General features: G+C 67.9%; 23 protein-coding genes. All 23 read left to right on the forward strand.

Annotated features, from left to right (window positions below; all coding sequences use genetic code 11):
• Positions 1 to 3: 3 nt before the first annotated feature.
• Positions 4 to 990, forward strand: a complete 987-nt coding sequence (gene fliG / locus AC5QAH_RS06025) for a flagellar motor switch protein FliG (protein ID WP_024958226.1) — start codon at positions 4 to 6, stop codon at positions 988 to 990.
• On the forward strand, positions 987 to 1,628 hold the full coding sequence (locus tag AC5QAH_RS06030) for a FliH/SctL family protein (protein ID WP_019338565.1): 642 nt from the start codon (positions 987 to 989) through the stop codon (positions 1,626 to 1,628). The genes fliG and AC5QAH_RS06030 overlap by 4 nt, the downstream gene beginning before the upstream one ends.
• Positions 1,625 to 3,010: a FliI/YscN family ATPase gene (locus AC5QAH_RS06035; RefSeq protein WP_010485933.1), complete on the forward strand. Its 1,386-nt coding sequence runs from the start codon at positions 1,625 to 1,627 to the stop codon at positions 3,008 to 3,010. The genes AC5QAH_RS06030 and AC5QAH_RS06035 overlap by 4 nt, the downstream gene beginning before the upstream one ends.
• 3 nt (positions 3,011 to 3,013) lie before the next feature.
• A complete protein-coding gene (gene fliJ, locus AC5QAH_RS06040; RefSeq protein WP_010485935.1) occupies positions 3,014 to 3,481 on the forward strand; it encodes a flagellar export protein FliJ in 468 nt (155 codons plus the stop codon).
• On the forward strand, positions 3,481 to 4,626 hold the full coding sequence (locus tag AC5QAH_RS06045; RefSeq protein WP_248854713.1) for a flagellar hook-length control protein FliK: 1,146 nt from the start codon (positions 3,481 to 3,483) through the stop codon (positions 4,624 to 4,626). The genes fliJ and AC5QAH_RS06045 overlap by 1 nt, the downstream gene beginning before the upstream one ends.
• 173 nt (positions 4,627 to 4,799) lie before the next feature.
• Entirely contained in the window at positions 4,800 to 5,315 is a 516-nt protein-coding gene (locus AC5QAH_RS06050; protein WP_019338982.1) for a flagellar basal body-associated FliL family protein, read from the forward strand.
• 10 nt (positions 5,316 to 5,325) lie between these two features.
• Positions 5,326 to 6,330, forward strand: coding sequence for a flagellar motor switch protein FliM (gene fliM / locus AC5QAH_RS06055; protein WP_010482429.1), 1,005 nt, complete (start codon positions 5,326 to 5,328; stop codon positions 6,328 to 6,330).
• Positions 6,327 to 6,662 (forward strand): flagellar motor switch protein FliN, encoded by a 336-nt coding sequence (gene fliN / locus AC5QAH_RS06060; RefSeq protein ID WP_005409543.1) that lies wholly within the window; start codon positions 6,327 to 6,329, stop codon positions 6,660 to 6,662. The genes fliM and fliN overlap by 4 nt, the downstream gene beginning before the upstream one ends.
• Entirely contained in the window at positions 6,659 to 7,078 is a 420-nt protein-coding gene (gene fliO, locus AC5QAH_RS06065; RefSeq protein WP_495232183.1) for a flagellar biosynthetic protein FliO, read from the forward strand. Before fliN ends, fliO begins: the two co-directional genes overlap by 4 nt.
• A 1-nt stretch (position 7,079) precedes the next feature.
• On the forward strand, positions 7,080 to 7,859 hold the full coding sequence (fliP, locus tag AC5QAH_RS06070; protein ID WP_043395553.1) for a flagellar type III secretion system pore protein FliP: 780 nt from the start codon (positions 7,080 to 7,082) through the stop codon (positions 7,857 to 7,859).
• A gap of 51 nt (positions 7,860 to 7,910) precedes the next feature.
• Positions 7,911 to 8,180, forward strand: coding sequence for a flagellar biosynthetic protein FliQ (locus tag AC5QAH_RS06075; RefSeq protein ID WP_005413254.1), 270 nt, complete (start codon positions 7,911 to 7,913; stop codon positions 8,178 to 8,180).
• Positions 8,181 to 8,193: 13 nt separating this feature from the next.
• Positions 8,194 to 8,985 (forward strand): flagellar biosynthetic protein FliR, encoded by a 792-nt coding sequence (gene fliR, locus AC5QAH_RS06080; RefSeq protein WP_057504317.1) that lies wholly within the window; start codon positions 8,194 to 8,196, stop codon positions 8,983 to 8,985.
• 275 nt (positions 8,986 to 9,260) lie between these two features.
• The gene (locus tag AC5QAH_RS06085; protein ID WP_495232184.1) at positions 9,261 to 11,396 is read left to right on the forward strand and encodes a putative bifunctional diguanylate cyclase/phosphodiesterase; all 2,136 of its coding nucleotides are present in this window, start codon (positions 9,261 to 9,263) and stop codon (positions 11,394 to 11,396) included.
• Between the two features lie 158 nt (positions 11,397 to 11,554).
• Positions 11,555 to 12,685 carry a flagellar biosynthesis protein FlhB gene (flhB, locus tag AC5QAH_RS06090; RefSeq protein WP_005416428.1) on the forward strand — a complete coding sequence of 377 codons (1,131 nt, stop codon included), beginning with the start codon at positions 11,555 to 11,557 and terminating at the stop codon, positions 12,683 to 12,685.
• Positions 12,686 to 12,729: 44 nt separating this feature from the next.
• On the forward strand, positions 12,730 to 14,790 hold the full coding sequence (gene flhA / locus AC5QAH_RS06095; protein ID WP_171955051.1) for a flagellar biosynthesis protein FlhA: 2,061 nt from the start codon (positions 12,730 to 12,732) through the stop codon (positions 14,788 to 14,790).
• Positions 14,791 to 14,935: 145 nt separating this feature from the next.
• Positions 14,936 to 16,564 (forward strand): flagellar biosynthesis GTPase FlhF, encoded by a 1,629-nt coding sequence (gene flhF, locus AC5QAH_RS06100; RefSeq protein WP_495232185.1) that lies wholly within the window; start codon positions 14,936 to 14,938, stop codon positions 16,562 to 16,564.
• The gene (locus AC5QAH_RS06105; protein ID WP_005409532.1) at positions 16,551 to 17,438 is read left to right on the forward strand and encodes a MinD/ParA family ATP-binding protein; all 888 of its coding nucleotides are present in this window, start codon (positions 16,551 to 16,553) and stop codon (positions 17,436 to 17,438) included. The genes flhF and AC5QAH_RS06105 overlap by 14 nt, the downstream gene beginning before the upstream one ends.
• Positions 17,435 to 18,178, forward strand: coding sequence for an RNA polymerase sigma factor FliA (locus AC5QAH_RS06110; protein WP_010482450.1), 744 nt, complete (start codon positions 17,435 to 17,437; stop codon positions 18,176 to 18,178). Before AC5QAH_RS06105 ends, AC5QAH_RS06110 begins: the two co-directional genes overlap by 4 nt.
• Before the next feature lie 57 nt (positions 18,179 to 18,235).
• On the forward strand, positions 18,236 to 18,628 hold the full coding sequence (gene cheY, locus AC5QAH_RS06115; RefSeq protein ID WP_006365466.1) for a chemotaxis response regulator CheY: 393 nt from the start codon (positions 18,236 to 18,238) through the stop codon (positions 18,626 to 18,628).
• Positions 18,628 to 19,233: a protein phosphatase CheZ gene (locus AC5QAH_RS06120; protein ID WP_010482455.1), complete on the forward strand. Its 606-nt coding sequence runs from the start codon at positions 18,628 to 18,630 to the stop codon at positions 19,231 to 19,233. The genes cheY and AC5QAH_RS06120 overlap by 1 nt, the downstream gene beginning before the upstream one ends.
• A 2-nt stretch (positions 19,234 to 19,235) precedes the next feature.
• Positions 19,236 to 21,068 carry a chemotaxis protein CheA gene (locus tag AC5QAH_RS06125; RefSeq protein WP_053442967.1) on the forward strand — a complete coding sequence of 611 codons (1,833 nt, stop codon included), beginning with the start codon at positions 19,236 to 19,238 and terminating at the stop codon, positions 21,066 to 21,068.
• A 101-nt stretch (positions 21,069 to 21,169) separates the two neighbouring features.
• On the forward strand, positions 21,170 to 21,910 hold the full coding sequence (locus AC5QAH_RS06130; RefSeq protein ID WP_010482457.1) for a flagellar motor protein: 741 nt from the start codon (positions 21,170 to 21,172) through the stop codon (positions 21,908 to 21,910).
• Between the two features lies 1 nt (position 21,911).
• A complete protein-coding gene (motD, locus tag AC5QAH_RS06135) occupies positions 21,912 to 22,928 on the forward strand; it encodes a flagellar motor protein MotD (protein WP_049434715.1) in 1,017 nt (338 codons plus the stop codon).
• Position 22,929: the final 1 nt, after the last annotated feature.

The raw sequence follows: 22,929 nt of genomic DNA on the forward strand, positions 1-22,929 counted from the left end.
CAACTGACCGGCGTGCAGCGCGCGGCCGTGCTGCTGCTGTCCCTGGGTGAGCTGGATGCAGCCGAAGTGCTGCGCCACATGGAACCCAAGGAGGTGCAGAAGATCGGCATCGCCATGGCCACCATGACCGACATCACCCGCGAACAGGTGGAACGGGTGATGGACCAGTTCGGCCAGGAACTGGGCTCGAAGACCTCGCTGGGCGTGGGCTCGGACGACTACATCCGCAACATGCTGGTGCAGGCGCTGGGCAGCGAGAAGGCCGGCAACCTGATCGACCGCATCCTGCTCGGCCGCAACACCACCGGCCTGGACGCCCTGAAGTGGATGGACCCGCGCGCGGTGGCCGATCTGGTGCGCAACGAGCACCCGCAGATCATCGCTATCGTGATGGCGCACCTGGAAACCGACCAGGCCGCCGACGCGCTGAAGCTGCTGCCGGACCGCACCCGCGTGGACGTGCTGCTGCGCATCGCCACGCTCGACGGCATTCCGCCGAACGCACTCAATGAACTCAACGAGATCATGGAGCGCCAGTTCGCCGGCAACCAGAACCTGAAGTCGTCCAACATCGGCGGCGTGCAGTGCGCGGCCAACATCCTGAACTTCATGGACAGCGGCCAGGACCAGGCGATCCTGGGCGAAATCGCCCGCATCGATGCGCCGTTGAGCAACCGCATCCAGGACCTGATGTTCGTGTTCGACGACCTGGTGGACCTGGACGACCGCGAGATGCAGCTGGTGCTGCGCGAAGTGAGCGGCGAGCGCCTGGGCCTGGCCCTGCGCGGTGCCGACATCAAGGTGCGCGACAAGATCACCCGCAACATGTCGCAGCGCGCGGCCGAGATCCTGCTGGAAGACATGGAAGCCCGTGGCCCGGTGCGCCTGTCCGACGTGGAAGGCGCGCAGCGCGAGATCCTGGCCATCGTCAAGCGCATGGCCGATGAAGGCACCGTCACCATTGGTGGCAGCGCGGAGGCCATGCTGTGAGCAACGTCGTGCGCTGGCTTGCCCCGGACCTGCTGGCCCAGCCCGACCCGGTGCTGGATCAGGAGGATGCGTTCGAACTCACCGAGCCGGACCCGGAACACGAACCCGAGCCACCGCTGCAGCTGCCGACCCTGGAGGAAATCCAGGCCATCCAGGACAGCGCCGAGAAGGAAGGCTTCCAACACGGCCATAACGAAGGTTACGGCCAGGGTCAGGCGGAGGTGCGTCGCCTCGCCGCGCAGATCGAAGGCATCCTCGACAACTTCAGCCGACCGCTGGTGCGGCTGGAGAACGAAGTGGTCGGCGCACTGGGCGAACTGGCGGTACGCATCGCTGGCGCGCTGGTCGGCCGCGCCTACGAAGCTGACCCGGCACTGCTGGCACAGCTGGTCGGTGAGGCGATCGACGCGGTGGGCGGCAGCACCCGCGAGGTCGAAGTGCGACTGCACCCTGACGACATCGCCGCCCTCGCCCCGCTGTTGAGCCTGCCGCCACAACAGCGCCTGGTGCCAGACACCAGCCTCAGCCGCGGCGATCTTCGCGTGCACGCCGAAGCCGTGCGCATCGACGGCACCCTGGAAGCCCGCCTGCGCGGCGCGCTGGACGCGGTGATCCGCCAGACCGGAGCCAATGCATGACCCCCGATCCGCAGCCGACGCCGCCACCGGCCGACTGGGCCATCGCCCGCAACCTGCGCCTGGCCCGTCGGCTCGATGGCCTGCGCGTGGATACCGCCCATGGCCGTGGCCTGATCCGCGAAGGCGTGCTGCGCCGCGCGGTCGGACTGACCCTGGAAGCGGTCGGCTGCGAAGCGCCGCTGGGTGCCAGCTGCAAGGTGGAAGTGGTCGATGGTGGCTGGGTCGATGCCGAAGTGGTCGGCTTCGCCGGCGAGCGCACTTACCTGATGCCGAGCGCGGAACTGCACGGCCTGCTGCCCAATGCGCGGGTGGTGCCGTCCGCACGCCGTGGCGGCGTTGAAGTGGGCGAAGGCCTGCTCGGCCGCGTCATCGACAGCGACGGCGTGCCGCTGGACGGCAAGGGCCCGATCCGCGCCGAGGGCCATGTCGGCATGGCCGGCGTGTCGATCAATCCGCTGGCACGTGAACCGATCACCCAGCCGCTGGACGTGGGCGTGCGTGCGATCAACGCGCTGCTGCCGATCGGCCGCGGCCAGCGTGTCGGCCTGTTCGCTGGTTCTGGCGTCGGTAAGTCGACGCTGCTGGGCATGATGACCCGCTACACCGCCGCCGACGTGATCGTGGTCGGCCTGATCGGTGAACGTGGCCGCGAAGTCCGCGATTTCGTCGAGACCACGCTGGGCGAAGAAGGACTGCGCCGCGCCGTGGTGGTGGCCAGCCCCGCCGACCGACCGCCACTGGCGCGCCTGCACGGCGCCTACCGTGCCACCGCCATCGCCGAATGGTTCCGCGACCAGGGCCTGAACGTGCTGCTGCTGATGGACTCACTGACCCGCTTCGCCCAGGCGCAGCGCGAGATCGGCCTGTCGGTCGGCGAGCCGCCGACCACCCGTGGTTACCCACCGTCGGTGTTCGCCAAGCTGCCGGCACTGGTCGAACGCGCCGGCAACGGCGCCAAGGGCCGTGGCTCGATCACCGCGTTCTATACGGTGCTGACCGAAGGCGATGATCCGCAGGATCCGATCGCCGATGCAGCGCGCGCGATCCTCGACGGCCACATCCTGCTCTCGCGGCGCGTGGCCGACAGCGGCCTTTACCCGGCCATCGACGTCGAATCGTCGGTCAGCCGTGTGGTCACGGAAATCGCCGACGAGCCGTGGCGCCTGCGCATCCGCAAGTTGAAGCGACTGGTCTCGGCCTACTCGGCCAACCGCGACCTGATCGCCATCGGTGCCTACCAGCGCGGCAACGACGCGGCCACCGACGAAGCCCTGGAACGCTGGCCGGAAATCATGGAGTTCCTCGGCCAGGACGTTGCCAAGGCCGCAGATCTCCCGCACAGCCAGGCGGCGCTGCAGCGCCTGGTGGAACAAGAGAGTTAAGCCATGAACCAGTCCAAGCGCATCGATCCCCTGCTGAAGCGGGCCCAGGAACACGAGGACGCGGTGGCCCGCGATCTGGCCGAACGCCAGCGCGTGCTCGATACCCATCTGTCGCGACTGGACGAACTGCGCCGCTACGCCGAGGAGTATGCGAATGCGCAGATGGCGGCGACCAGCCCGGCGCAGCTGCTGAACCGGCGCGCGTTTCTCGACCGCCTCGACAGTGCGGTCGAACAGCAGCAGGCCACGGTCAATGGCAACCGCGAGAAGGTGGAAGCCGAGCGCGCCCGGCTGATCCTGGCCAGCCGTGACAAGGCCGTGCTGGAACAACTGGCCGCCAGCTACCGCGCACAGGAGAAGGTGGTGACGGACCGCCGCGACCAGCGCGAGATGGATGACATCGGTGCCCGCCGCGCCCGCCTGGTACAGATCGAAGACCAGGACGGCGCCGAGCAGGGAGGCCGCTCGTGATGCCCGCGCCATTGACCAGCAGCGCCAACGCGCAGCCACAGAATTCCGGCAGCAGCGCAACGCGCGCGCCACGCGGTGAGGGCAGCAAGGATTTCAGCCAGCTGCTGCAGGGGGGTGCGCCGGGCGCCGATGGATCCTCCAGGCCCTCGAACATGCCCACGTCGCCTGCACAGGGGCCGGCATCCGACAGCAATGGCCAGTCCAGCGCCGAGCGCAGGCCGGACAGCGCTGCCGTACCCGAAGAGACCGCAGCGACGGTGCCCCCGGTGCAAGCCAGGCCCGCTGCCGAAAAGGACGCCTCGGCCACGACCGAGGAAGCCCCATGGCCGCCGCTCGGCCTGGCAGGACTGGTACTGGCGGTACCGACACCTGCCGATCCTGCCGCCACTCTGCCAGCAGTGGCGACGGCCACCGATGCAGACGGCAACGCACTGCCCTCGCCCGCTGCACTGCCGGTCGCAGCAGCCCTGCCCTCCACAGCAGCGGCGACCGCTACGGCCACCGCCGAAGGCGACGCCCCCAATGGGGCCGACCAGGCGACCACTCTGCCGTTGCCTGAGCTGGTGCTGCCCGGCAAGCGCGGCGAGCGCGGTGAAGGCAGCGACGCAACCCTCATCGGCGACCGCGCCACGGCGCCGCTGCTGCATGCACCGGGCAACGCGGCTGTGCAGGATCTGAAGGCCGCGCTGGCCACGGGCAATGCCATCTTCAATGGCGAACCGACACCGAAGCCGGTGCTCGGCGACGATGGTTTCGACCAGGCCATTGGTGCGCGCCTGGGCTGGCTGGCCGACCAGAAGATCGGCCATGCCCACATCCGCCTGAGTCCGGACGACATGGGCCCGGTCGACGTGCGCCTGCAGTTGAACGGCGACAAGGTGCATGCCAGCTTCAGCAGCCCGCACGTGGATGTACGCCAGGCACTGGAAAGCAGCCTGCCGCGCCTGCGCGAACTTCTCGGCGAGCAGGGCTTCCAGCTGGCTCATGCCGATGTCGGCCACCAGGCCCCCGGTGGTGACGGCAATGCGTCGGGCCAGTCCGGTGGCGGCGGCATGGCAGGTGACGGAGAACCGTCGCCAGGCGACGCCAGCCTGTCGTCCGCGCAGTTGATCCGTCAGCGCGGGTTGCTGGACGCATACGCCTGACACCGCGCGAGCGGGTAGCGCCGGGCCATGCCCGGCGGAGCCCCAACCCTCCGCCGGGCATGGCCCGGCGCTACCGATACAGGCATCCGACGGAATTCCGTCGCATCCCTCCGCCCCGGCTCCGGCACACCCCTTGCATATCCCGGTGAAGCAACCCTCAGGAGCTTCACCCCGTGGCCGCAGCCGCTGACAAAACCAAGAAGACCGCCGAGAAGGACAAGGCCGCCAAGCCGCGTAGTCCGATCCTGATCACCGCACTGGTGGCCGTACTGGCCGCCGCTGCCGCCGGTGGCGGCGTCTGGTTCTTCATCCAGTCCAAGCACGAAGAGAAGACCGCGCAGGCCCCGAAGAAGGCCAGCACTCCGGCACCGGCGCAGTACTTCGCGCTGGACCCCGCGTTCGTGGTCAACCTCAACGGCCCGGTCGACGGCCCGCGCTACCTGCAGCTGGAAGTGCAGCTGATGACGCGTGACCCGACCGCGCTGGAAGCGATCAAGACCCATGCCCCCGCCATCCGCGCACGCCTGCTGATGCTGTTCTCGCAGGTCAGCCCGGACCAGATCGCCGATGTCGCCGGCAAGCAGAAGCTGCAGGCCGCTTCGCTGGCCGAAGTGCAGAAAGTGCTCAAGGCCGAGACCGGCAGCAACGGCGCCGACGATCTGCTGTTCACCAGCTTCGTGACCCAGTAAGGGCCCACCGATGAATGACCTGCTGTCCCAGGACGAGATTGATGCCCTGCTCCACGGCGTGGACAGTGGTGCGGTCGAGACCGATCCGGAACCGCCATCAGGCGAGGCGCGTTCGTACGACTTCGCCAGCCAGGACCGCATCATCCGTGGTCGCATGCCGACCCTGGAAATGGTCCACGAGCGCTTCGCGCGGCTGTGGCGGATCGGCCTGTTCAATCTGATCCGCCGTTCGGCCGAACTGTCGGTGCGCGGCATCGAGCTGATCAAGTTCAACGACTACATGCACTCGCTGTATGTGCCGACCAACCTGAACCTGATCCGCTTCAAGCCGCTGCGCGGTACCGGCCTGATCGTGTTCGAACCGACCCTGGTGTTCGCCATCGTCGACAACTTCTTCGGCGGCGACGGGCGCTACCCCACCCGCATCGAAGGCCGCGAGTTCACCGCCACCGAAATGCGGGTGATCCACCTGCTGCTGAAGCAGACCTTCGCCGACCTTCGCGAAGCCTGGGCACCGGTGATGGATGTCGACTTCGAGTACATCAACTCGGAAATCAACCCGCACTTCGCCAACATCGTGACGCCGCGCGAGTACGTGGTGGTGTGCCGCCTGCACGTCGAGCTCGACGGCGGTGGCGGCGACATCCACGTGACACTGCCGTACTCGATGCTGGAGCCGATCCGCGAGCTGCTCGACGCCGGCATCCAGAGCGACCGCAATGACCGCGACGAGAGCTGGGGCCAGACCCTGCGCGAACAGCTCAACATCGCCGAGGTGACCCTGTCCAGCGTACTGGCCAGCAAGCGCATGACCCTGCGCGACCTGACCCAGCTGAAGGTCGGCGACATCCTGCCGATCGAACTCAGCCCGCAGGTGCCGCTGTGCGTGGAGAACATTCCCGTGTTCACCGGCGAGTTCGGCATCGCCAACGGCATGAACGCCGTGAAGATCACCGCTACCCATCCGCCGGGCACCCGCCCGCGCGCACCCGTCATCCAGGAAGACCCGCAATGAACGATATCGACGCCCTCGAACCGACCCCGGCCCAGTTCAGCAGCCTGCAGGCCGATGAGGCGAACGGTCCTGACCTGAACCTGGACGTGATCCTGGACGTGCCGGTGACCCTGTCGCTGGAAGTCGGTCGCGCCCGCCTGCCGATCCGCAACCTGCTACAGCTCAACCAGGGTTCGGTGGTGGAACTGGAACGCGGCGCCGGCGAATCGCTGGATGTGTTCGTCAACGGCACCCTGATCGCCCATGGCGAAGTGGTGGTGATCAATGACCGCTTCGGCGTGCGCCTGACCGATGTGGTCAGCCCGAGCGAGCGGATCCGGAGACTGCGTTGAGCCTGCTGGCCTCCACCCTGCTGGCGGTCGGCAAGACCGCCGCCCCGGTTGGCCCGCAGGTCGGCCAGCATGCGGCCGCCGCACCCAGCCTGTTCGGTGCGGTGCTGGCGCTGCTGGCCGTGCTGGCCCTGGTCGTCGGCCTGGGCTGGTTGCTCAAGCGCATGCCCGGCAGCGGCTTCCGCCCGGCCGAAGGCATGAAGCTGGTGGCCAGCCTCAGTGTCGGCGCCAAGGAACGCGTGGTGGTGGTCGAGGTCAATGGCCAGCAACTGCTGCTGGGCGTCACCGCCGGCGGCATCAACACCCTGCATACCCTGCCCGAACCGCTGCCGCCGCCGGCACCGGTGTGCGTGCCGGACTTCAAGAACCTGCCGAATTTCGCCCAGCTGCTGCAGCAGCGGCTGCGCAAGGACCCCTGACATGCGTGTCACCCGTACCCGTCTTGCCACCCTGATGCCGTGGCTGCTGATGCTTGCCCTGTGCCTGTTGCCGGCACTGGCCTTCGCCGCCCCGGGCGCCCCGACCACGCCGCTGCCGGACATCAACGTGGGCAAAATCGGCGGTGCGCCGGTCAGCCTGCCGCTGCAGACCCTGCTGCTGATGACGGCGATCACCCTGATCCCGTCGATGCTGCTGGTGCTGACCTCGTTCACCCGCATCATCATCGTGCTGGGCCTGCTGCGCCAGGCATTAGGCACCGGCCAGACGCCGTCCAACCAGGTGCTGCTGGGTCTGGCGCTGTTCCTGACCGCAATGATCATGCTGCCGACCTGGGACAAGGCCTGGAGCACCGGCATGGCGCCCTATCTCAATGGCGAGATCGACTTCCAGACCGCCTGGACGCTGACCACCTCGCCGCTGCGCGCCTTCATGCTTGCGCAGATCCGCGAGACCGACCTGATGACCTTCGCCGGCATCGCCGGGCACGGCACCTACGCCAGCCCCGATGCGATTCCGTTCCCGGTGCTGGTCGCCTCGTTCGTCACCAGCGAGCTGAAGACCGCCTTCGAAATCGGATTCCTGATCTTCATCCCGTTCGTGATCATCGACCTGGTCGTGGCCAGCGTGCTGATGTCGATGGGCATGATGATGCTGTCGCCGATGCTGGTGTCGGCACCGTTCAAGATCCTGCTGTTCGTGCTGGTGGATGGCTGGGTGCTGACCGTGGGTACGTTGGCGGCGAGCTTCAATCCGGCGTGATCGAAAGGCAGTCGAGCCTGGCTCGACTCTACATAAGCAGATGGAATCCGAATGTCTCCCGAACTTGCCTTGACCGAACTGCGTGGCGGCCTGATCACCGTATTGTGGGTGGCTGGCCCGCTGCTGCTCACCGTGCTGGTGGTGGGCGTGGTGGTGGGCGTGGTGCAGGCCGCGACCCAGCTCAACGAACCGACCATCGCCTTCGTTGCCAAGGCGGCGGCGCTGACCGCGGTGCTGTTCGCGCTGGGCAGCCTGCTGATCGGCCACCTGGTGGAGTTCACCACGCTGCTGTTCCAGCGCATTCCACACCTGATCGGCTAGGACACGCGCTTCGATGGACGCCGCCACCCAGATGGCAGCCGACGGCCTGCAGGCCTTCGGCATGATCGGCACCGTGCTGTGGACCATGCTGCGCATCGGTGCCGTGGCCATGGCCATGCCGATGGTCGGCACCCGTGCCGTTCCCGCGCGGGTGCGCGTCGTGCTGGCCGGGACCCTGGCCATCGCGCTGGCGCCGCTGCTGCCGCCAGTACCGGACTGGACGGGCTTCGATGCCGCCACGGTCCTGACCATCGCCCGCGAACTGGCCATCGGCGTGTCCATCGGCTTCCTGCTACGGCTGGTGTTCGAGGCCGGGGCGATGGCCGGCGAACTGATTGCCCAGGGCACCGGCCTGGCCTTCGCGCAGATGAGTGACCCACTGCGTGGCGGCACCTCGGGCGTGATCGGCCAGTGGTTCTATCTGCTGTTCGGCCTGCTGTTCTTCACCGCCAACGGGCACCTGGCGCTGATCTCACTGGTGGTGGACAGCTACCGGGCGCTGCCGATCGGCGCGCCGCTGCCCGACCCGCACGCCTTCTTCAGCATCGCCCCGACCTTCCTGCTGACCGTACTGCGCGGCGCATTGACCCTGGCGATCCCGCTGACCGTGGCGATGCTGGCAGTGAATCTGGCGTTCGGCGTGCTGGCCCGGGCCGCCCCGGCGCTGAACCCGATCCAGCTGGGCCTGCCGGTCTCGCTGCTGCTGGGCCTGTTCCTGCTGGCGTTGCTGGCCGGGGAAATGGGTCCGCCGGTACAGCGCCTGTTCGACGCCGCCATCCAGGCTGCGGACGCGGTCACACACTGAACTGATCATCACGTTTTACTGCTTGCCATGCCTTTGTTTCTGTAGAGCCGAGCCCATGCTCGGCTGTCTTCGGCAGGAGCGGCAGCCGAGCATGGGCTCGGCTCTACAGGGGCGCAATTTCACGTTTTACTGCTTGCCCTTCCCCCGGGTCCGCGCGTTAGAGTGAATGCGCGGCAACCGGGGGGATGCCGCACGTGGCCGCCGCCCTGCGTCGGCCTGCCTCATGCATGCCCCACCGTGGTTTCCGTCGACAGGCAGGTCCGGGAGACTGACGAATGCTGGTAGGCACGTACAACCCGTGGCTGGTGGCGATCTCGCTGCTGGTTGCCGTGATGGCTTCGTACACTGCGCTGGCAATGGCCGGGCGCACGGTCACCGCCCCCGGCAAGGGCGCGGCGTGGTGGTGGCGCCTCGGTGGTGGCTTCGCCATGGGCCTGGGCATCTGGTCGATGCATTTCATCGGCATGCTCGCCTTCGACCTGCCCATTCCGCTCGGCTACGACCTGCCCATCACCCTGCTCTCCCTGGCCCTGGCCATCGCCTCGTCAGTGTTCGCACTGTGGCTGGTCTCGCTGCGCACCCTGCCGCATCCGCGCCTGGCTGGCGGCGCACTCTTGATGGGTACCGGTATCGCCGGCATGCATTACGTTGGCATGGCCGCAATGCGCATGCAGCCGGGCATCGACTACGACCCGGGCTGGCTGCTGTTTTCGCTGATGGTGGCGGTCGCTGCTTCGTGGACGGCCCTGTACGTTGCATTCCGCCTGCGTGCGCAGCGCACCCGTGTCGGCGACCGGCTGGCCGCTGCCGGCCTGCTCGGGCTGGCCATTGTCGGCATGCACTACACCGGCATGGCCGCCGCGCGGTTCCCGGAAGGCAGCATCTGCGGTGCGGCGGTGGGCGATGGCCTGCAGAGCGAATGGCTGGCCATGCTGGTGGTGATGCTCACTGTGTCGATCCTGGCCGTGGTGCTGGTGGTGTCCTGGCTGGACCAGCGGGTGGAGGCGCAGCTGCTGCGCCTGCGCAATTCCCTGTTGAGCACCTCGCTGACCGACGCGCAGCAGGAACTGACCCAGGCCGCACTGCACGACCCACTCACCCGCTTGCCCAACCGCCTGCTGCTGCAGCGTCGCATCGTGCAGGCTCTGGCCGAGGCCGAACAGGGCGGCAGCCGTTTCGCGGTGATGTTCATGGACCTGGATGGCTTCAAGCAGGTCAACGATGCCTATGGCCATCAGGCCGGCGACGCGCTGCTGGTGGCAGTGGCCGAGCGCACCCGCCAGCTGCTGCGCCCCCACGACATGCTGGCCCGTCTGGGCGGGGACGAATTCGTATTGGTGGTGCGCATCGAGCACGATGAAGACCTGCCGACCCTGGCCCGGCGCATCCTGCAGGCGGTCGGCAGCGGGCCGTTGCTGGCCGACAACGAACTGCAGGTGACCGCCAGCATCGGCGTGGCGATCTGCCCGGACCACGCCGCCAGCGAGCGCCAGCTGATGGCCTTCGCCGATGCGGCGATGTACCAGGCCAAGGAGTCCGGACGCAACGCCTTCGTGCTGTTCGCCGACTGGATGAATGACAGCGCCGAGCAACAATTCCGGCTGCTGGCCGACCTGCGCCGGGCCATTGGCAGCGAGCAGCTGTTCCTGCACTACCAGCCGAAGATACAGGTAGCCACGCAGAAGGTAGCCGGTGCCGAAGCGTTGATCCGCTGGCGCCATCCGGAGCATGGCCTGATCCCGCCGGACCGCTTCATCCGGCTGGCCGAGCGCAGCGGCGCGATCAACGACATCGGGCGCTGGGCGCTGGACCAGGCCTGCCTGCAGCTGCGCCGCTGGCATGACGCCGGTCACGAAGGCTGGTCGATGTCGGTGAACCTGTCGCCGGTGCAGTTCAGTTCGCCGCACCTGCTGCAGGATGTGCGCGAAGTGATCGAACGCTACGACATTGCCCCGCGCCACCTGGTGCTGGAGATCACCGAAAGCACGGTGATGCGCGATACCGATACCAGCCTGCGCCTGCTGCAGGCGCTCTCGGCGCTGGGCGTGGGCATCTCCATCGATGACTTCGGCACCGGCTACTCCAGCCTGCTGTACCTGAAGCGGCTGCCGGCTACCGAGATCAAGATCGACCATGCCTTCGTGCGCGATCTGGAGCACAGCGCCGAGGATGTGGTGATCGTCTCGGCCATCGTGGCGCTGGGCCATGCGCTGGACATGGACATCGTCGCCGAAGGCGTGGAAACCGCTGCCCAGCGCGCCTACCTGGAGCGGCTGGGATGCGATTACCTGCAGGGCTACCTGCTCGGCCGCCCGGTCGATGCGGCGCGCTTCATGCAGCTGCACGACCTGCCCCGGCCGCGGGTGGAGCTGGCGCAGAGCCCACCGCCCAGCGACAACGCTCCCCTGTAGAGCCGAGCCTGCGCTCGGCTGCTCTTCGCGCCCGATCCAAACATAGCCGAGCATGGGCTCGGCTCTACAAATAGGTCCACGCCGTGCGTGGATAGGCAACACCCCATCACGGAACAGTTCTTGCACCCACCCCGGCAACTCCTGCCGCAGTGCCCGTGATGTCCGAGAACGAATCCGCCGGCGAAAAGACCGAACAACCCACCGAAAAACGCCTGCGCGACGCCCGTGAACAGGGCAACCTGCCGCGCTCGCGCGAACTCGGCACCGCCGCCGTGTTCGGTGCCGGCGTACTGGCGGTGATGGCCATGAGCGGCTCGATCGGCCGCGGCGCCACGGCCTGGATGAAGCAGGCGCTCAGCCCGGAACAGAGCCTGCGGCAGAACCCGAAGGAACTGTTCGGCCACTTCGGCGACCTGCTGCTGCAGTTCATGCTGGTGATCGCGCCGCTGGTGCTGGTCTGCCTGCTGGCCAGTTTCGTCGCACCTCTGGTGATGGGTGGCCTGCGCTGGTCGCAGAAGGCGTTGCTGCCCGACATCAACCGCATGAACCCGATGAGCGGGCTCAAGCGCCTGTATGGCCCGGAGGCCATCGCCGAGTTCACCAAATCGCTGCTGCGCGTGGCCTTCGTCGGTGTCGCCGCCGGGCTGGTGGTCTGGACCGGTTTCGACACCCTGCGCGGGCTGATCCACCACCCGCTGGAGACGGCCATCACCGACGGCCTCGGCTTCACCCTGCGCCTGCTGCTGGCCACCGCCGGTGCGATGCTGGTGCTGGCCGCCATCGACGCGCCGTACCAGCGCTGGAACTGGATGCGCAAGCTGAAGATGACCCGTGAAGAGCTGCGCCGGGAAATGAAGGAAAGCGAGGGCAGCCCCGAGGTGAAGGGCCGCATCCGCCAGCTGCAGCAGCAGATGGCCAACCGCCGGATGATGGAGGCGGTACCCACCGCCGACGTGGTGGTGGTCAACCCCACCCACTACGCGGTGGCCCTGAAGTACGAAGGTGGTGCCATGAACGCCCCGACCGTGGTTGCGCTGGGCGTGGACGAGACCGCCCTGCGCATCCGTGAAGTGGCCGACGGCAACAAGGTGGCGATCGTCTCTGCCCCGCCTTTGGCACGCGCCTTGTATCGGGAAGGCCAACTCGGAAAGGAAATCCCCGTGAGACTGTATTCGGCCGTCGCCCAGGTCCTGTCCTACGTCTACCAGCTGCGCGCCTGGCGCACTGGCCCGATGCCGGACGCCCCGCACATCCAGGTGGATGAATTCGGCAAGGGAGGCCGCCCGTGAGCGCCCAGCCCTCCACCGGTTTCAACACCCGCCGCGCTCTGGAAATGATCCGCCAGGGCCTTGGCGCGCCGCTGATCGTGCTGGCCCTGCTGGCCATGGTTGTGGTCCCGCTGGCCGCACCGGTGCTTGATGCGCTGTTCACCTTCAACATCGCCATCTCGCTGATGGTGCTGCTGGCGGTGGTCTACGTGAAGCGCCCGCTGGACTTCACCATCTTCCCGATCGTGCTGCTGATCACCACCATGCTGCGGCTGGCGCTGAACGTAGCCTCCACCCGCGTCATCCTGCTCAACGGCCAGAACGGCCACGATGCGGCCGGCAAGGTGATCGCCGCCTTCGGCGAATTCGTGATCGGCGGCAACTACGCGGTCGGCATCGTGGTGTTCGCGATCCTCACCATCATCAACTTCGTGGTGATCACCAAGGGCGCCGGCCGCGTCTCGGAAGTGACCGCGCGCTTCATCCTGGACGCGATGCCCGGCAAGCAGATGGCGATCGACGCCGACCTCAACGCCGGTTTGCTGACGCGTGAAGAAGCCAAGCTGCGCCGTGAAGAAGTCCGCGAGGAAGCCGACTTCTACGGCGCAATGGACGGCGCCAGCAAGTTCATCCGCGGCGACGCCATCGCCGGCATCCTGATCCTGTTCATCAACATGCTTGGCGGCCTGGCCGTAGGCGTGCTCCAGCATGGCATGCCGTTCGGCGACGCCGCCGCCACCTACACCCTGCTCTCCATCGGTGACGGCCTGGTGGCGCAGCTGCCGGCGCTGCTGGTCTCCAGCGCGGTGGCGATGCTGGTCACCCGCGCCTCGCGCTCGCAGGACATGGCCCAGGCCATGACCGGCCAGGTGTTCGGCCAGTACCGCGCGCTGGCGATCACCGCCGGCATCATCGGCGTGGTCGGCCTGGTGCCGGGCATGCCCAACGTCGCTTTCCTGACGCTGTCCGCGATCCTCGGCTTCATCGCCTGGAAGGTCTACCGCAAGGGCAAGGCCGCGGCCACCGACCCGGCAGCCGCAGGCAATGACGCCGCCGCGCTCAACGCACTGGGTCGCCCGGCCGCACCGGCGCCCACCGCCGAACTGAGCTGGGACGAGCTGCGCCCGGTCGATCCACTGGGCCTGGAGGTCGGCTATCGGTTGATCCCGCTGGTGGACGCCAACCAGGGCGGCGAACTGATGGCGCGCATCAAGGGCGTGCGCCGCAAGCTGACCCAGGACGTCGGCTTCCTGATCCCGTCGGTGCACATCCGCGACAACCTGGAACTGCCGGCCAACGGCTATCGCGTGCTGGTGCACGGCGTGCCGGTGGCCACCGCCGAGATCCACCCCGACCGGGAACTGGCCCTGGACCCGGGCAGCGCGCTCGGCGCACTGGAGGGCATTGCCGGCAAGGATCCCGCGTTCGGCCTGGATGCCACCTGGATCCAGCCGCACCAGCGCGCCCAGGCCGAAACGCTGGGCTACACGGTGGTCGACCCGGCCACCGTGGTCGCCACCCATCTGTCGCACCTGATCCGCGAACACGCACCCGAGCTGCTCGGCCATGAGGAAGTGCAGCACCTGCTGGCCAACCTGGCCAAGAGCGCGCCCAAGCTCGTCGAAGATCTGACGCCGAAGGCGCTGCCGCTGTCGGCGGTGGTGCGCGTGCTGCAGAACCTGCTGGTCGAGCGCATTCCGATCCGCCAGCTGCGCAAGATCGCCGAGGCACTGGTCGAACATGCGCCCAGCAGCCAGGACCCGGCCGTGCTGACCGCCGCGGTGCGCACCGCACTGGGCCGCTTCATCGTGCAGGAGATCGCCGGAATGTCGGCGGAGCTGCCGGTGTTCACCCTCAACCCGCAATTGGAACGTGTCTTGCAGGAGTCCACGCAGGGCAACGGCGCCGCGCTGGAACCCGGACTCGCAGAGCGACTGCACCAGAGCCTGGCCGAATGTGTCAGCAAGCAGGAAGCGCGAAACGAGCCGGCGGTCGTGCTGGTACCGGGCCCGGTGCGCGCCGCGCTGGCGCGCCTGGTCCGCCACAGCGTCCCGTCGCTGTCGGTCCTGGCCTACAGCGAGGTGCCGGAGGACAAGCGACTGAAGCTGGTCGGAACGATCAGCTGACGCCGCCCACCGATGCGCCAGAAAACAGACACCACTTTCAAACCAACGCAACAGATAGACACCAAGGGGAACCCGCACCGTGCAGACCACCGACCACCCGAGTTCTCCGACCGCCACCCCGCCGTCTTCGTCCCGTGACCACAGCATGAAAATCAAACGATTCGTCGCCGCCGACATGCGCTCGGCCATGAACCTGGTGCGCAAGGAACATGGTCCTGACGCCGTGATCCTGTCCAACCGCCGGATCGAGGAAGGCATCGAGATCGTCGCCGCCGCGAACTATGACGAGAGCGCCGTGCAGCGTGCACTGGAAGCCTCGCGCCGTGACGTGGCACCGCCGCCGGCACCCAAGCCGCGCACCGCCGCCGATGCCGTCATTGCCGCAGTCACCCGCCGTCGCAGCAACACCCCCGCTCCGGAACCGGTTGCCGCGACCACCTCGGCCGTGGCCGCCCTCGCCCGCGCCGCGGTCGGTGCCACCGGCCGTACCCTGGACAGCGCCGACGAGATCGTGCCGACCCGCGGCAGCACCGGCTTCGCCGCGACCCTGGCCCGCGCTGCCGTCAACGAACCGGCGCTGCCCGAACAGATCTTCGCCCCGTTCGCCGAGGCCATCGTTGCACCGGCATCGGCACCGGCCGCCAGCGCGCCAGCCAACCGTGCCCGCTTCCAGGTCGACCCGCCGCACGAGATGCATCACGAAAGCGCGGCCCCCGCCGTGCAGCCGCCGCCGCTGCCGGGCGCGGCTCCGACCGAAGCACAGCCGGAGATCGCCGCCAGCGAACCGGCAGTGGCCGACGCCGTCATCGAAACCTCGCCGGAGCCCACCCTCGCCCCGGCCCCGGTGCTGACCGTGGTCGCCCAGGACGACGCCGAGATCCGCCAGCTGCGCCAGGAAGTGGCCGGCATGCGCCAGGTGATCGAGCGCGAGATGAACCGCTTCACCGACGAGCGCCTGCGTGGCTGCCCGGTGCGCGCCACCGCGCTGGACCTGATGGACGAGTACGGTTTCGACGCCGGCCTGGCCCGCGACGTGGCCATGCAGATCCCGCTGGAGACCGAAGCCCACCGTGGCCGTGGCCTGATGCTGGGGCTGATCTCGCGCAAGCTGCCGATCGCCCCGGTCGACCCGCTGGAGGAAGGCGGCGTGATTGCCCTCGTCGGCCCGACCGGCGCCGGCAAGACCACCACCATCGCCAAGCTGGCCTCGCGCTTCGCCGAGAAGCACGCCCCGCGTGACGTCGCCCTGGTGACCACCGATACCACCCGCATCGGCGCCCGCGAGCAGCTGTACGGCTACGGCCGCCAGCTCGGCATCGCCGTGCACGAGGCCAACAGCGGCACCGACCTGGACCAGCTGCTGGAACGCCTGAAGGACTACAAGCTGGTACTGATCGACACCGCCGGCCTGGGCCCGCGCGACCGCGCACTGGCCGCCCAGCTGCAGTGGCTGCGCGCCGCCCGCCAGGTGCGCACCCTGCTGGTGCTTCCGGCCAACACCAGCTTCGGCGACATGGACGAGGTGGTCCGCCGCTTCGGCGCCGCCAACCTGCAGGGCCTGGTGCTGAGCAAGCTGGACGAGACCGGCCGCTTCGGCAACGCCCTGTCGGTGGCCGTGGACCACGCCCTGCCGATCACCTGGGTGACCGATGGCCAGGACGTTCCGGACGACCTGCACCGGGCCAGTGCAGCCAATCTTGTACTTCGCCTTGAAGATTTGCGCCGAGCGGCCGATATGCCCTGCAACCCGGAGTTGAACCATGCCGTCGCGTGAGTACGCCAAGCTGACCAAGACCTTCCCGCTGTCGGCCACCCGCAGCGAGCCGCTCGGCCCTGTGCGCACCATCGCCGTCACCGGCGGCAAGGGCGGTGTGGGCAAGACCAATGTCTCGGCCAACCTGGCCGTGGCACTGGCCGGCATGGGCAAGCGCACGCTGCTGCTGGACGCCGACCTCGGCCTGGCCAACATCGACGTGATCCTGGGGCTGAACCCCACCTTCACGCTGGCCGACCTGGTCGCCGGCCGCTGCTCGCTGGACGATGTGATCGTCGAAGGCCCGAACGGCGTGCTGGTGGTCCCGGCCGCGTCCGGGCGCCGGCACATGGCTGAGCTGGCCCCGGCCGAGCACGTCGGCCTGGTCAACGTGTTCTCCGAACTGGAACGCGAACTGGACATCATGGTGGTGGACACCGCCGCCGGCATCACCGATGGCGTGCTGACCTTCTGCCAGGCCGCGCAGGACACCGTGGTGGTGGTCTGTGACGAGCCGGCCTCGATCACCGACGCCTATGCGCTGATCAAGGTGCTGTCGCGCGAGCGCGGCGTGGACCGCATCCAGGTGGTGGCCAACATGGTGCGCGACCCCAACGAGGGCCGCGTGCTGTACGAAAAGCTGACCCGGGTCTGCGAGAAATTCCTCGCCGATGTCTCGCTGAACTATCTGGGCTGTGTGCCGCAGGATGATTGGCTGCGCCTGTCGGTGCAGCGCCAGCAGCCAGTGGTAAAGGCCTACCCGTCCAGCCCGGCCGCGTTGGCGATCACCGAGATTGCCCGCCGTACCGCACGCTGGCAGGCGCCGACCGAACCGCGCGGCGGCGTTGAGTTCTTCCTCGAGCGTATTCTCAAGCAGCGCGGGGTGGCCGCATGAAAGGCGCAGCCCAGTACCGGGAAGTCCAGCGCACGGCGGCCAACGAGGTCATCGCCCAGCATTCGGACCTGGTGCGGCGCATCGCCCACCACCTGGCCGCACGCCTGCCGGCGAGCGTCGAGGTCGACGACCTGATCCAGGCCGGCATGATGGGACTGATCGAAGCCTCGCGCAGCTATGACGCCGACCAGGGGGCTTCGTTCGAGACCTATGCCTCGATCCGCATCCGCGGTTCGATGATCGATGAGATCCGCCGTGGCGACTGGGTGCCGCGCTCGGTGCACCGCCGTGCACGTGATGCCGCCGCCACCATCCGCCGCCTGGAACAGAGCAGTGGCCGTGCCGCCAGCGCCACCGAAGTGGCCGCCGCGATGGAGATGCCATTGCCCGAGTACCTGCGGCTGATGGAAGACGCTGCCCGTGGCCAGGTGCTGAGTCTTGAATCGCGCATCGAGGACCAGGGCGAGCTGGACACCGTGGCCCAGGGCGGCCCGACCCCGCAGCAGGTGCTGGAGCGCGGCGAGTTCGGCCGCGAGCTGGGCAAGGCCATCGGCCACCTGCCCGAGCGCGAACAGCTGGTGCTCTCGCTGTACTACGAGCAGGAACTGAACCTGAAGGAGATCGGCGCGGTGCTCGGCGTGAGCGAGTCGCGGGTCTGCCAGATCCACGGCCAGGCGGTACTGCGCCTGCGTGGCCGGCTGAAGCTGTTCGAGGCCGCCGACGCCGGCCTCGAAGAATGAACATCCCCGAGGCGGCTGCCCCCGGCCGTCCGGAATGAACAACAAAGGAATTCTGCTTTGAACAAGAACATGCGCATCCTGATCGTCGACGACTTCTCGACCATGCGTCGAATCGTCAAGAACCTGCTGGGCGATCTGGGCTTCACCAATACCGCCGAAGCCGAGGACGGGCATGCCGCGCTGTCGCTGCTGCAGAGCCAGCCGTTCGATTTCGTGGTCACCGACTGGAACATGCCGGTGATGACCGGCATCGAGCTGCTCAAGGCGATCCGTGCCGATGCCAAGCTGAAGACCCTGCCGGTGCTGATGGTCACCGCAGAAGCCAAGCGTGAACAGATCATCGAAGCCGCCCAGAGCGGCGTGAACGGCTACATCATCAAGCCGTTCACCGCGCAGACGCTGGAAGAGAAGCTCGGCAAGATCTTCGAACGCCTGGCGGCCAGCGCCTGATGGATACCACGGTCGACAAGAGCGCCCTCGCCCTGCGCCTGCAGGAGGCCCTGGACGCACTCGAGTCCGGTGACGAAGCCGCCTGGCGGCAGCGCATCGACGGACTGGTCGCGCTGCGCACGCAGCCGATGATGAGTGGGCTCTCGCGGCTGGCCCGCGAACTGGGGCAGGCGCTGGGTGAACTGCCGACCGTGCCGAGCGAAGCCGGGGAACTGGACGATGCCTGCGCGCGCCTGGACCACGTGGTGGCGATGACCGAGCAGGCCACGCACCGCACCCTGGACCTGGCCGAGGAATGCCGCAGCCTGACCGAACAGCTGCGCGCCGAAGGCCTGCAGCCGGGCCAGGACGCGCAGCTCGAGCGCATCCGCCACAACCTGACCGAGATCGCCCTGACCCAGAGCTACCAGGACCTGACCGGGCAGATCATCCGTCGCGTGGTGGGCATCGTCCGCCGCGTGCACGAAGGCTTCGGCGCACTCGGCCTGCCACCGGAACAGCATCGCACCGACCCGGAACTGGCCGGGCCGGCACTGAAGGGACTGGACCGCCACGCGGTCTCGCAGAACGACGCCGACGACCTGTTGTCGGATCTGGGGCTGTAAGCATGAGCGCGGTATCCGACGACATCACTGCCGATTTCATCATCGAGGCACAGGAAATCCTGGATCGCCTCGGCGAACAGCTGGTGTCGCTGGAGCAGGCACCGCAGGACAGCGATCAGCTCAACGCGGTGTTCCGCGGCTATCACACGCTCAAGGGCGGCGCCGGCTTCCTCGGCGTCACCGCCATGGTGGAGCTGTGCCATGCCGCTGAAGAAGCGCTGGGCGCCGCGCGTGCCGGCCAGGCGGTGCTGCAGGCCCATCACTTCGACGCGGCCCAGCAATCGCTGGACTACCTGCAGTCGATGCTGGATGCAGTTTCCTCCGGCACCGAGCCGGGCTATGCGCCGCCGGACTTGATCGCCCAGTTCGACGTGCACGGCGGTGCCGTGGCGGCACCCGCCGCCGCCGCAGCACCCGCCGCGGGTGGCAGCGACCTGATCACCGACGACGAATTCGAGGCCCTGCTCGACCAGCTGCATGGTGGCAACGCGCCGACCGCGGTCGCACCAGCGAAGAAAGCCGACGACGGACTGATCAGCGAAGACGAGTTCGAAGCCCTGCTCGACCAGCTGCACGGTGGCGCCGCACCGGGCACCAAGCCTGTTGCCGCCGTGGCACCGGCGCCGGTTGCAGCCCCGCGCCCGGTCGCCGCACCGGCACCGGTGGCAAAGCCGGCCGCCAAGCCGTTGGCCGAGGCCGAACACACCGTACGCGTAGACACCAAGCGCCTGGACGCGATCGTCAACCTGATCGGCGAACTGGTGCTGTCACGCAATCGGCTCAAGACCCTGCGTGCACGCCTGCGCGATGAAGAATTGGACCGCGCCGTGTCCACACTGGACATCGCCACGGCCCGCCTGCAGTCGGCGGTGATGCGTACCCGCATGCAGCCGGTGGGCAAGGTCTTCTCCCGCTTCCCCAAGGTGGCCCGCGACGTCGCCCGCTCGCTGAAGAAGGAAGTGGACCTGGAACTGATCGGCGCCGAGACCGAGCTCGACCGCAACCTGGTCGAAGCGCTGGCCGACCCGCTGGTGCACCTGGTCCGCAACGCCATCGACCATGGCGTGGAAATGCCCGACCTGCGCGAGGCGCAGGGCAAGCCGCGGATGGGCCACGTGCGGCTTTCGGCGCAGCAGGAAGGTGACTACGTCAGCATCGAGGTGCAGGACGATGGCGCCGGCATCGACCCCGAAAAGCTGCGTGCCAAGGCACGCGAGAAGGGCCTGATCGATCCGGAAGCCGCTGCGCGCCTGAGCAGCGAGGAATGCCTGCACCTGGTGTTCCTGCCCGGCTTCTCGACCAAGCAGCAGGTCACCGACATCTCCGGCCGCGGCGTGGGCATGGACGTGGTGCAGTCACGCATCCGCGAACTGAGCGGCCAGATCCAGATCCAGTCGGAGCTGGGCCGTGGCAGCCGCTTCCTGATCCGCGTGCCGCTGACCCTGGCGATCCTGCCGACCCTGCTGGTGCAGGCCGGTGAGGACGTCTACGCGCTGCCGCTGGCGCGCGTGATGGAAGTGCTGCACGCACCGCGCACGTCGCTGGGCTGGTTCGATGGCCGTGCCGTGCTCGACCGCCGCTCGCACACCCTGCCGCTGGTCGATCTCCGCCAGTGGCTGGATGTGACGCCGGCCGCCTCGCCCCTGCTGACCATCGTGGTGCTGCAGGCCGGCGAAGCGCGCTTCGGGCTGGTCGTGGACCAGGTGCGCGGGCGCGAGGAAGTGGTCATCAAGCCGCTGCCGAAAGCCCTGCGCGGCCTGCGTGGTTATGCAGGTGCAACCTTGATCGGCGATGGTCGCATGGCCTTGATCCTGGACGTGGACGGACTGCGATGACCCCCGCCGGGCGTCGCCCGGCGACCCGAAAACTGTGACTACCGTCTGTACGCGATCTACCGGTGTCTCAAGTCCCATTCATACACGCCGATACCGGAACCATGGATAGACTCAGCCTCATTGGACTCTTTCTCGCCCTGGCCTCGCTGGTCGGTGGCAGCATCCTCAAGGGCGCCGGCCTGGCGTCGTTGTGGTCGCCTGCGGCGTTCGTGATCGTCATCGTCGGCACCGTCGCCGCGATCCTGCTGCATACCTCGCCGGCGGTGTTCAAGCATGCGTTCAAGATCGTGCGCTGGGTCGTGCGCCCGCCGCACAGCGATCGCCGCGAACTGATCCAGCAAATCGTCGAGTGGAGCAACATCGCCCGTCGCCAGGGCCTGCTGGGCCTTGAATCGCAGGTGGAAGCGCAGCAGGACCCGTTCCTGCGCAAGGGCCTGCAGCTGCTGGTGGACGGCGTCGAGCCCGAATCGATGCGGCACATGCTGGAAATCGAACTGGGCAGCCAGGAACACCAGGACCAGGCCGGTGCCAAGGTATTCGAGGCGATGGGCATCTACGCGCCCACGCTGGGCATCATCGGCGCCGTGCTCGGCCTGATCGCGGTGATGAAGAACCTGGCCGACCCGAGCAAGCTGGGCCACGGCATCGCTGCCGCGTTCACCGCCACCATCTACGGCATCGCCTCGGCCAACCTGCTGTTCCTGCCGGTGGCCGCCAAGCTCAAGAGTGTGATCTCGCACAACACCCGCGATCGCGAAATGGTCATCGAAGGCCTGATTTCGATCGCCCAGGGCGAGAACCCGCGCAACATCGAAACCAACCTTTCCGGCTTCCTGCACTGACATGGCCCGCCGCAAGCACCACGAAGAGCACGCCAACCACGAAGCATGGGCGATTCCCTATGCCGACCTGATGACGCTGCTGCTCGCCTTTTTCGTGGTCATGTACGCGATTTCCTCGGTCAACGAGGGCAAGTATCGGATCATGGCCGACGCGCTGACCGATGCCTTCGGCGGCGCACCGCGCACCATCAATCCGGTGCAGGTGGGTAACAAACAGGTGCAGGGGGGCGGCTGGGACAGCCCCTCGGTGATCAAGTCCGGCACCAAGATCGGACCCTCAGCGCCTGCACCGTCGCACGACCCGACCCTGCTGCCATCGATGGCCTCGCAGATGCGCATGCCGGTGTCGGTGCACAACCAGGAGCAGATCGCGCGCGCCGAGCGCCAGCTCAACAGCATCGCCGACCGCCTTACCGCTGCACTGGCGCCGTTGATCGACCGCGGCATGATCAGCGTGCGCCGCACCGAGCTGTGGATCGAAGTCGAGATCAACAGCGACATCCTGTTCCCCACCGGCTCGGCCGCGCTGGACGTGCATGCACGGCAGACCCTGGCCAGCCTGGCCGAGGTGCTGCGTGACGTGCCCAACAGCGTGCGCGTGGAAGGGCACACCGACAATGTACCGATTGCTACCGCCACCTTCCCTTCAAACTGGGAACTGTCGGCCGGCCGCGCGGCCAGCGTGGTGCACCTGTTCGCCGACCAGGGCGTGCAACCGTCGCGGCTGGCGATGGTCGGCTACGGCCAGTTCCGCCCGCGCGAAGAGAACGACAGCGCGCAGGGCCGCAACCGCAACCGTCGGGTGATGGTCATCATCCTGGCCGACACCTCGCATTCGGTGGACCCGCTCGGCCAGCGCCTGAACGCAGCCACCGGTGCCACCCAAAGCACCGACACCGAGCAAGCCGCGGCAACTCCGGCTACCGCCCCCACCTCCCCCATCGCACCGGTGAAGTTGCCGCCGGTGCCGGCTGGCAGCCGCGTCGGCGCCGCCGTTCCCCCGGCAATGAAGGAGTAAA

The organism is Stenotrophomonas sp. YJH_SMC_43, assembly GCF_059372535.1.

What these genes read in the sequence shown, in the direction of transcription:
- AC5QAH_RS06035 (WP_010485933.1), top strand. Translation starts at nt 1,625, where the DNA reads ATGACCCCCGATCCGCAGCCGACGCCGCCACCGGCCGACTGGGCCATC.
- fliJ (WP_010485935.1), top strand. Translation starts at nt 3,014, where the DNA reads ATGAACCAGTCCAAGCGCATCGATCCCCTGCTGAAGCGGGCCCAGGAA.
- AC5QAH_RS06045 (WP_248854713.1), top strand. Translation starts at nt 3,481, where the DNA reads ATGCCCGCGCCATTGACCAGCAGCGCCAACGCGCAGCCACAGAATTCC.
- fliM (WP_010482429.1), top strand. Translation starts at nt 5,326, where the DNA reads ATGAATGACCTGCTGTCCCAGGACGAGATTGATGCCCTGCTCCACGGC.
- fliN (WP_005409543.1), top strand. Translation starts at nt 6,327, where the DNA reads ATGAACGATATCGACGCCCTCGAACCGACCCCGGCCCAGTTCAGCAGC.
- fliP (WP_043395553.1), top strand. Translation starts at nt 7,080, where the DNA reads ATGCGTGTCACCCGTACCCGTCTTGCCACCCTGATGCCGTGGCTGCTG.
- AC5QAH_RS06075 (WP_005413254.1), top strand. Translation starts at nt 7,911, where the DNA reads ATGTCTCCCGAACTTGCCTTGACCGAACTGCGTGGCGGCCTGATCACC.
- fliR (WP_057504317.1), top strand. Translation starts at nt 8,194, where the DNA reads ATGGACGCCGCCACCCAGATGGCAGCCGACGGCCTGCAGGCCTTCGGC.
- AC5QAH_RS06085 (WP_495232184.1), top strand. Translation starts at nt 9,261, where the DNA reads ATGCTGGTAGGCACGTACAACCCGTGGCTGGTGGCGATCTCGCTGCTG.
- flhB (WP_005416428.1), top strand. Translation starts at nt 11,555, where the DNA reads ATGTCCGAGAACGAATCCGCCGGCGAAAAGACCGAACAACCCACCGAA.
- flhA (WP_171955051.1), top strand. Translation starts at nt 12,730, where the DNA reads ATGATCCGCCAGGGCCTTGGCGCGCCGCTGATCGTGCTGGCCCTGCTG.
- flhF (WP_495232185.1), top strand. Translation starts at nt 14,936, where the DNA reads ATGAAAATCAAACGATTCGTCGCCGCCGACATGCGCTCGGCCATGAAC.
- AC5QAH_RS06105 (WP_005409532.1), top strand. Translation starts at nt 16,551, where the DNA reads ATGCCGTCGCGTGAGTACGCCAAGCTGACCAAGACCTTCCCGCTGTCG.
- AC5QAH_RS06110 (WP_010482450.1), top strand. Translation starts at nt 17,435, where the DNA reads ATGAAAGGCGCAGCCCAGTACCGGGAAGTCCAGCGCACGGCGGCCAAC.
- AC5QAH_RS06120 (WP_010482455.1), top strand. Translation starts at nt 18,628, where the DNA reads ATGGATACCACGGTCGACAAGAGCGCCCTCGCCCTGCGCCTGCAGGAG.
- AC5QAH_RS06125 (WP_053442967.1), top strand. Translation starts at nt 19,236, where the DNA reads ATGAGCGCGGTATCCGACGACATCACTGCCGATTTCATCATCGAGGCA.
- AC5QAH_RS06130 (WP_010482457.1), top strand. Translation starts at nt 21,170, where the DNA reads ATGGATAGACTCAGCCTCATTGGACTCTTTCTCGCCCTGGCCTCGCTG.
- motD (WP_049434715.1), top strand. Translation starts at nt 21,912, where the DNA reads ATGGCCCGCCGCAAGCACCACGAAGAGCACGCCAACCACGAAGCATGG.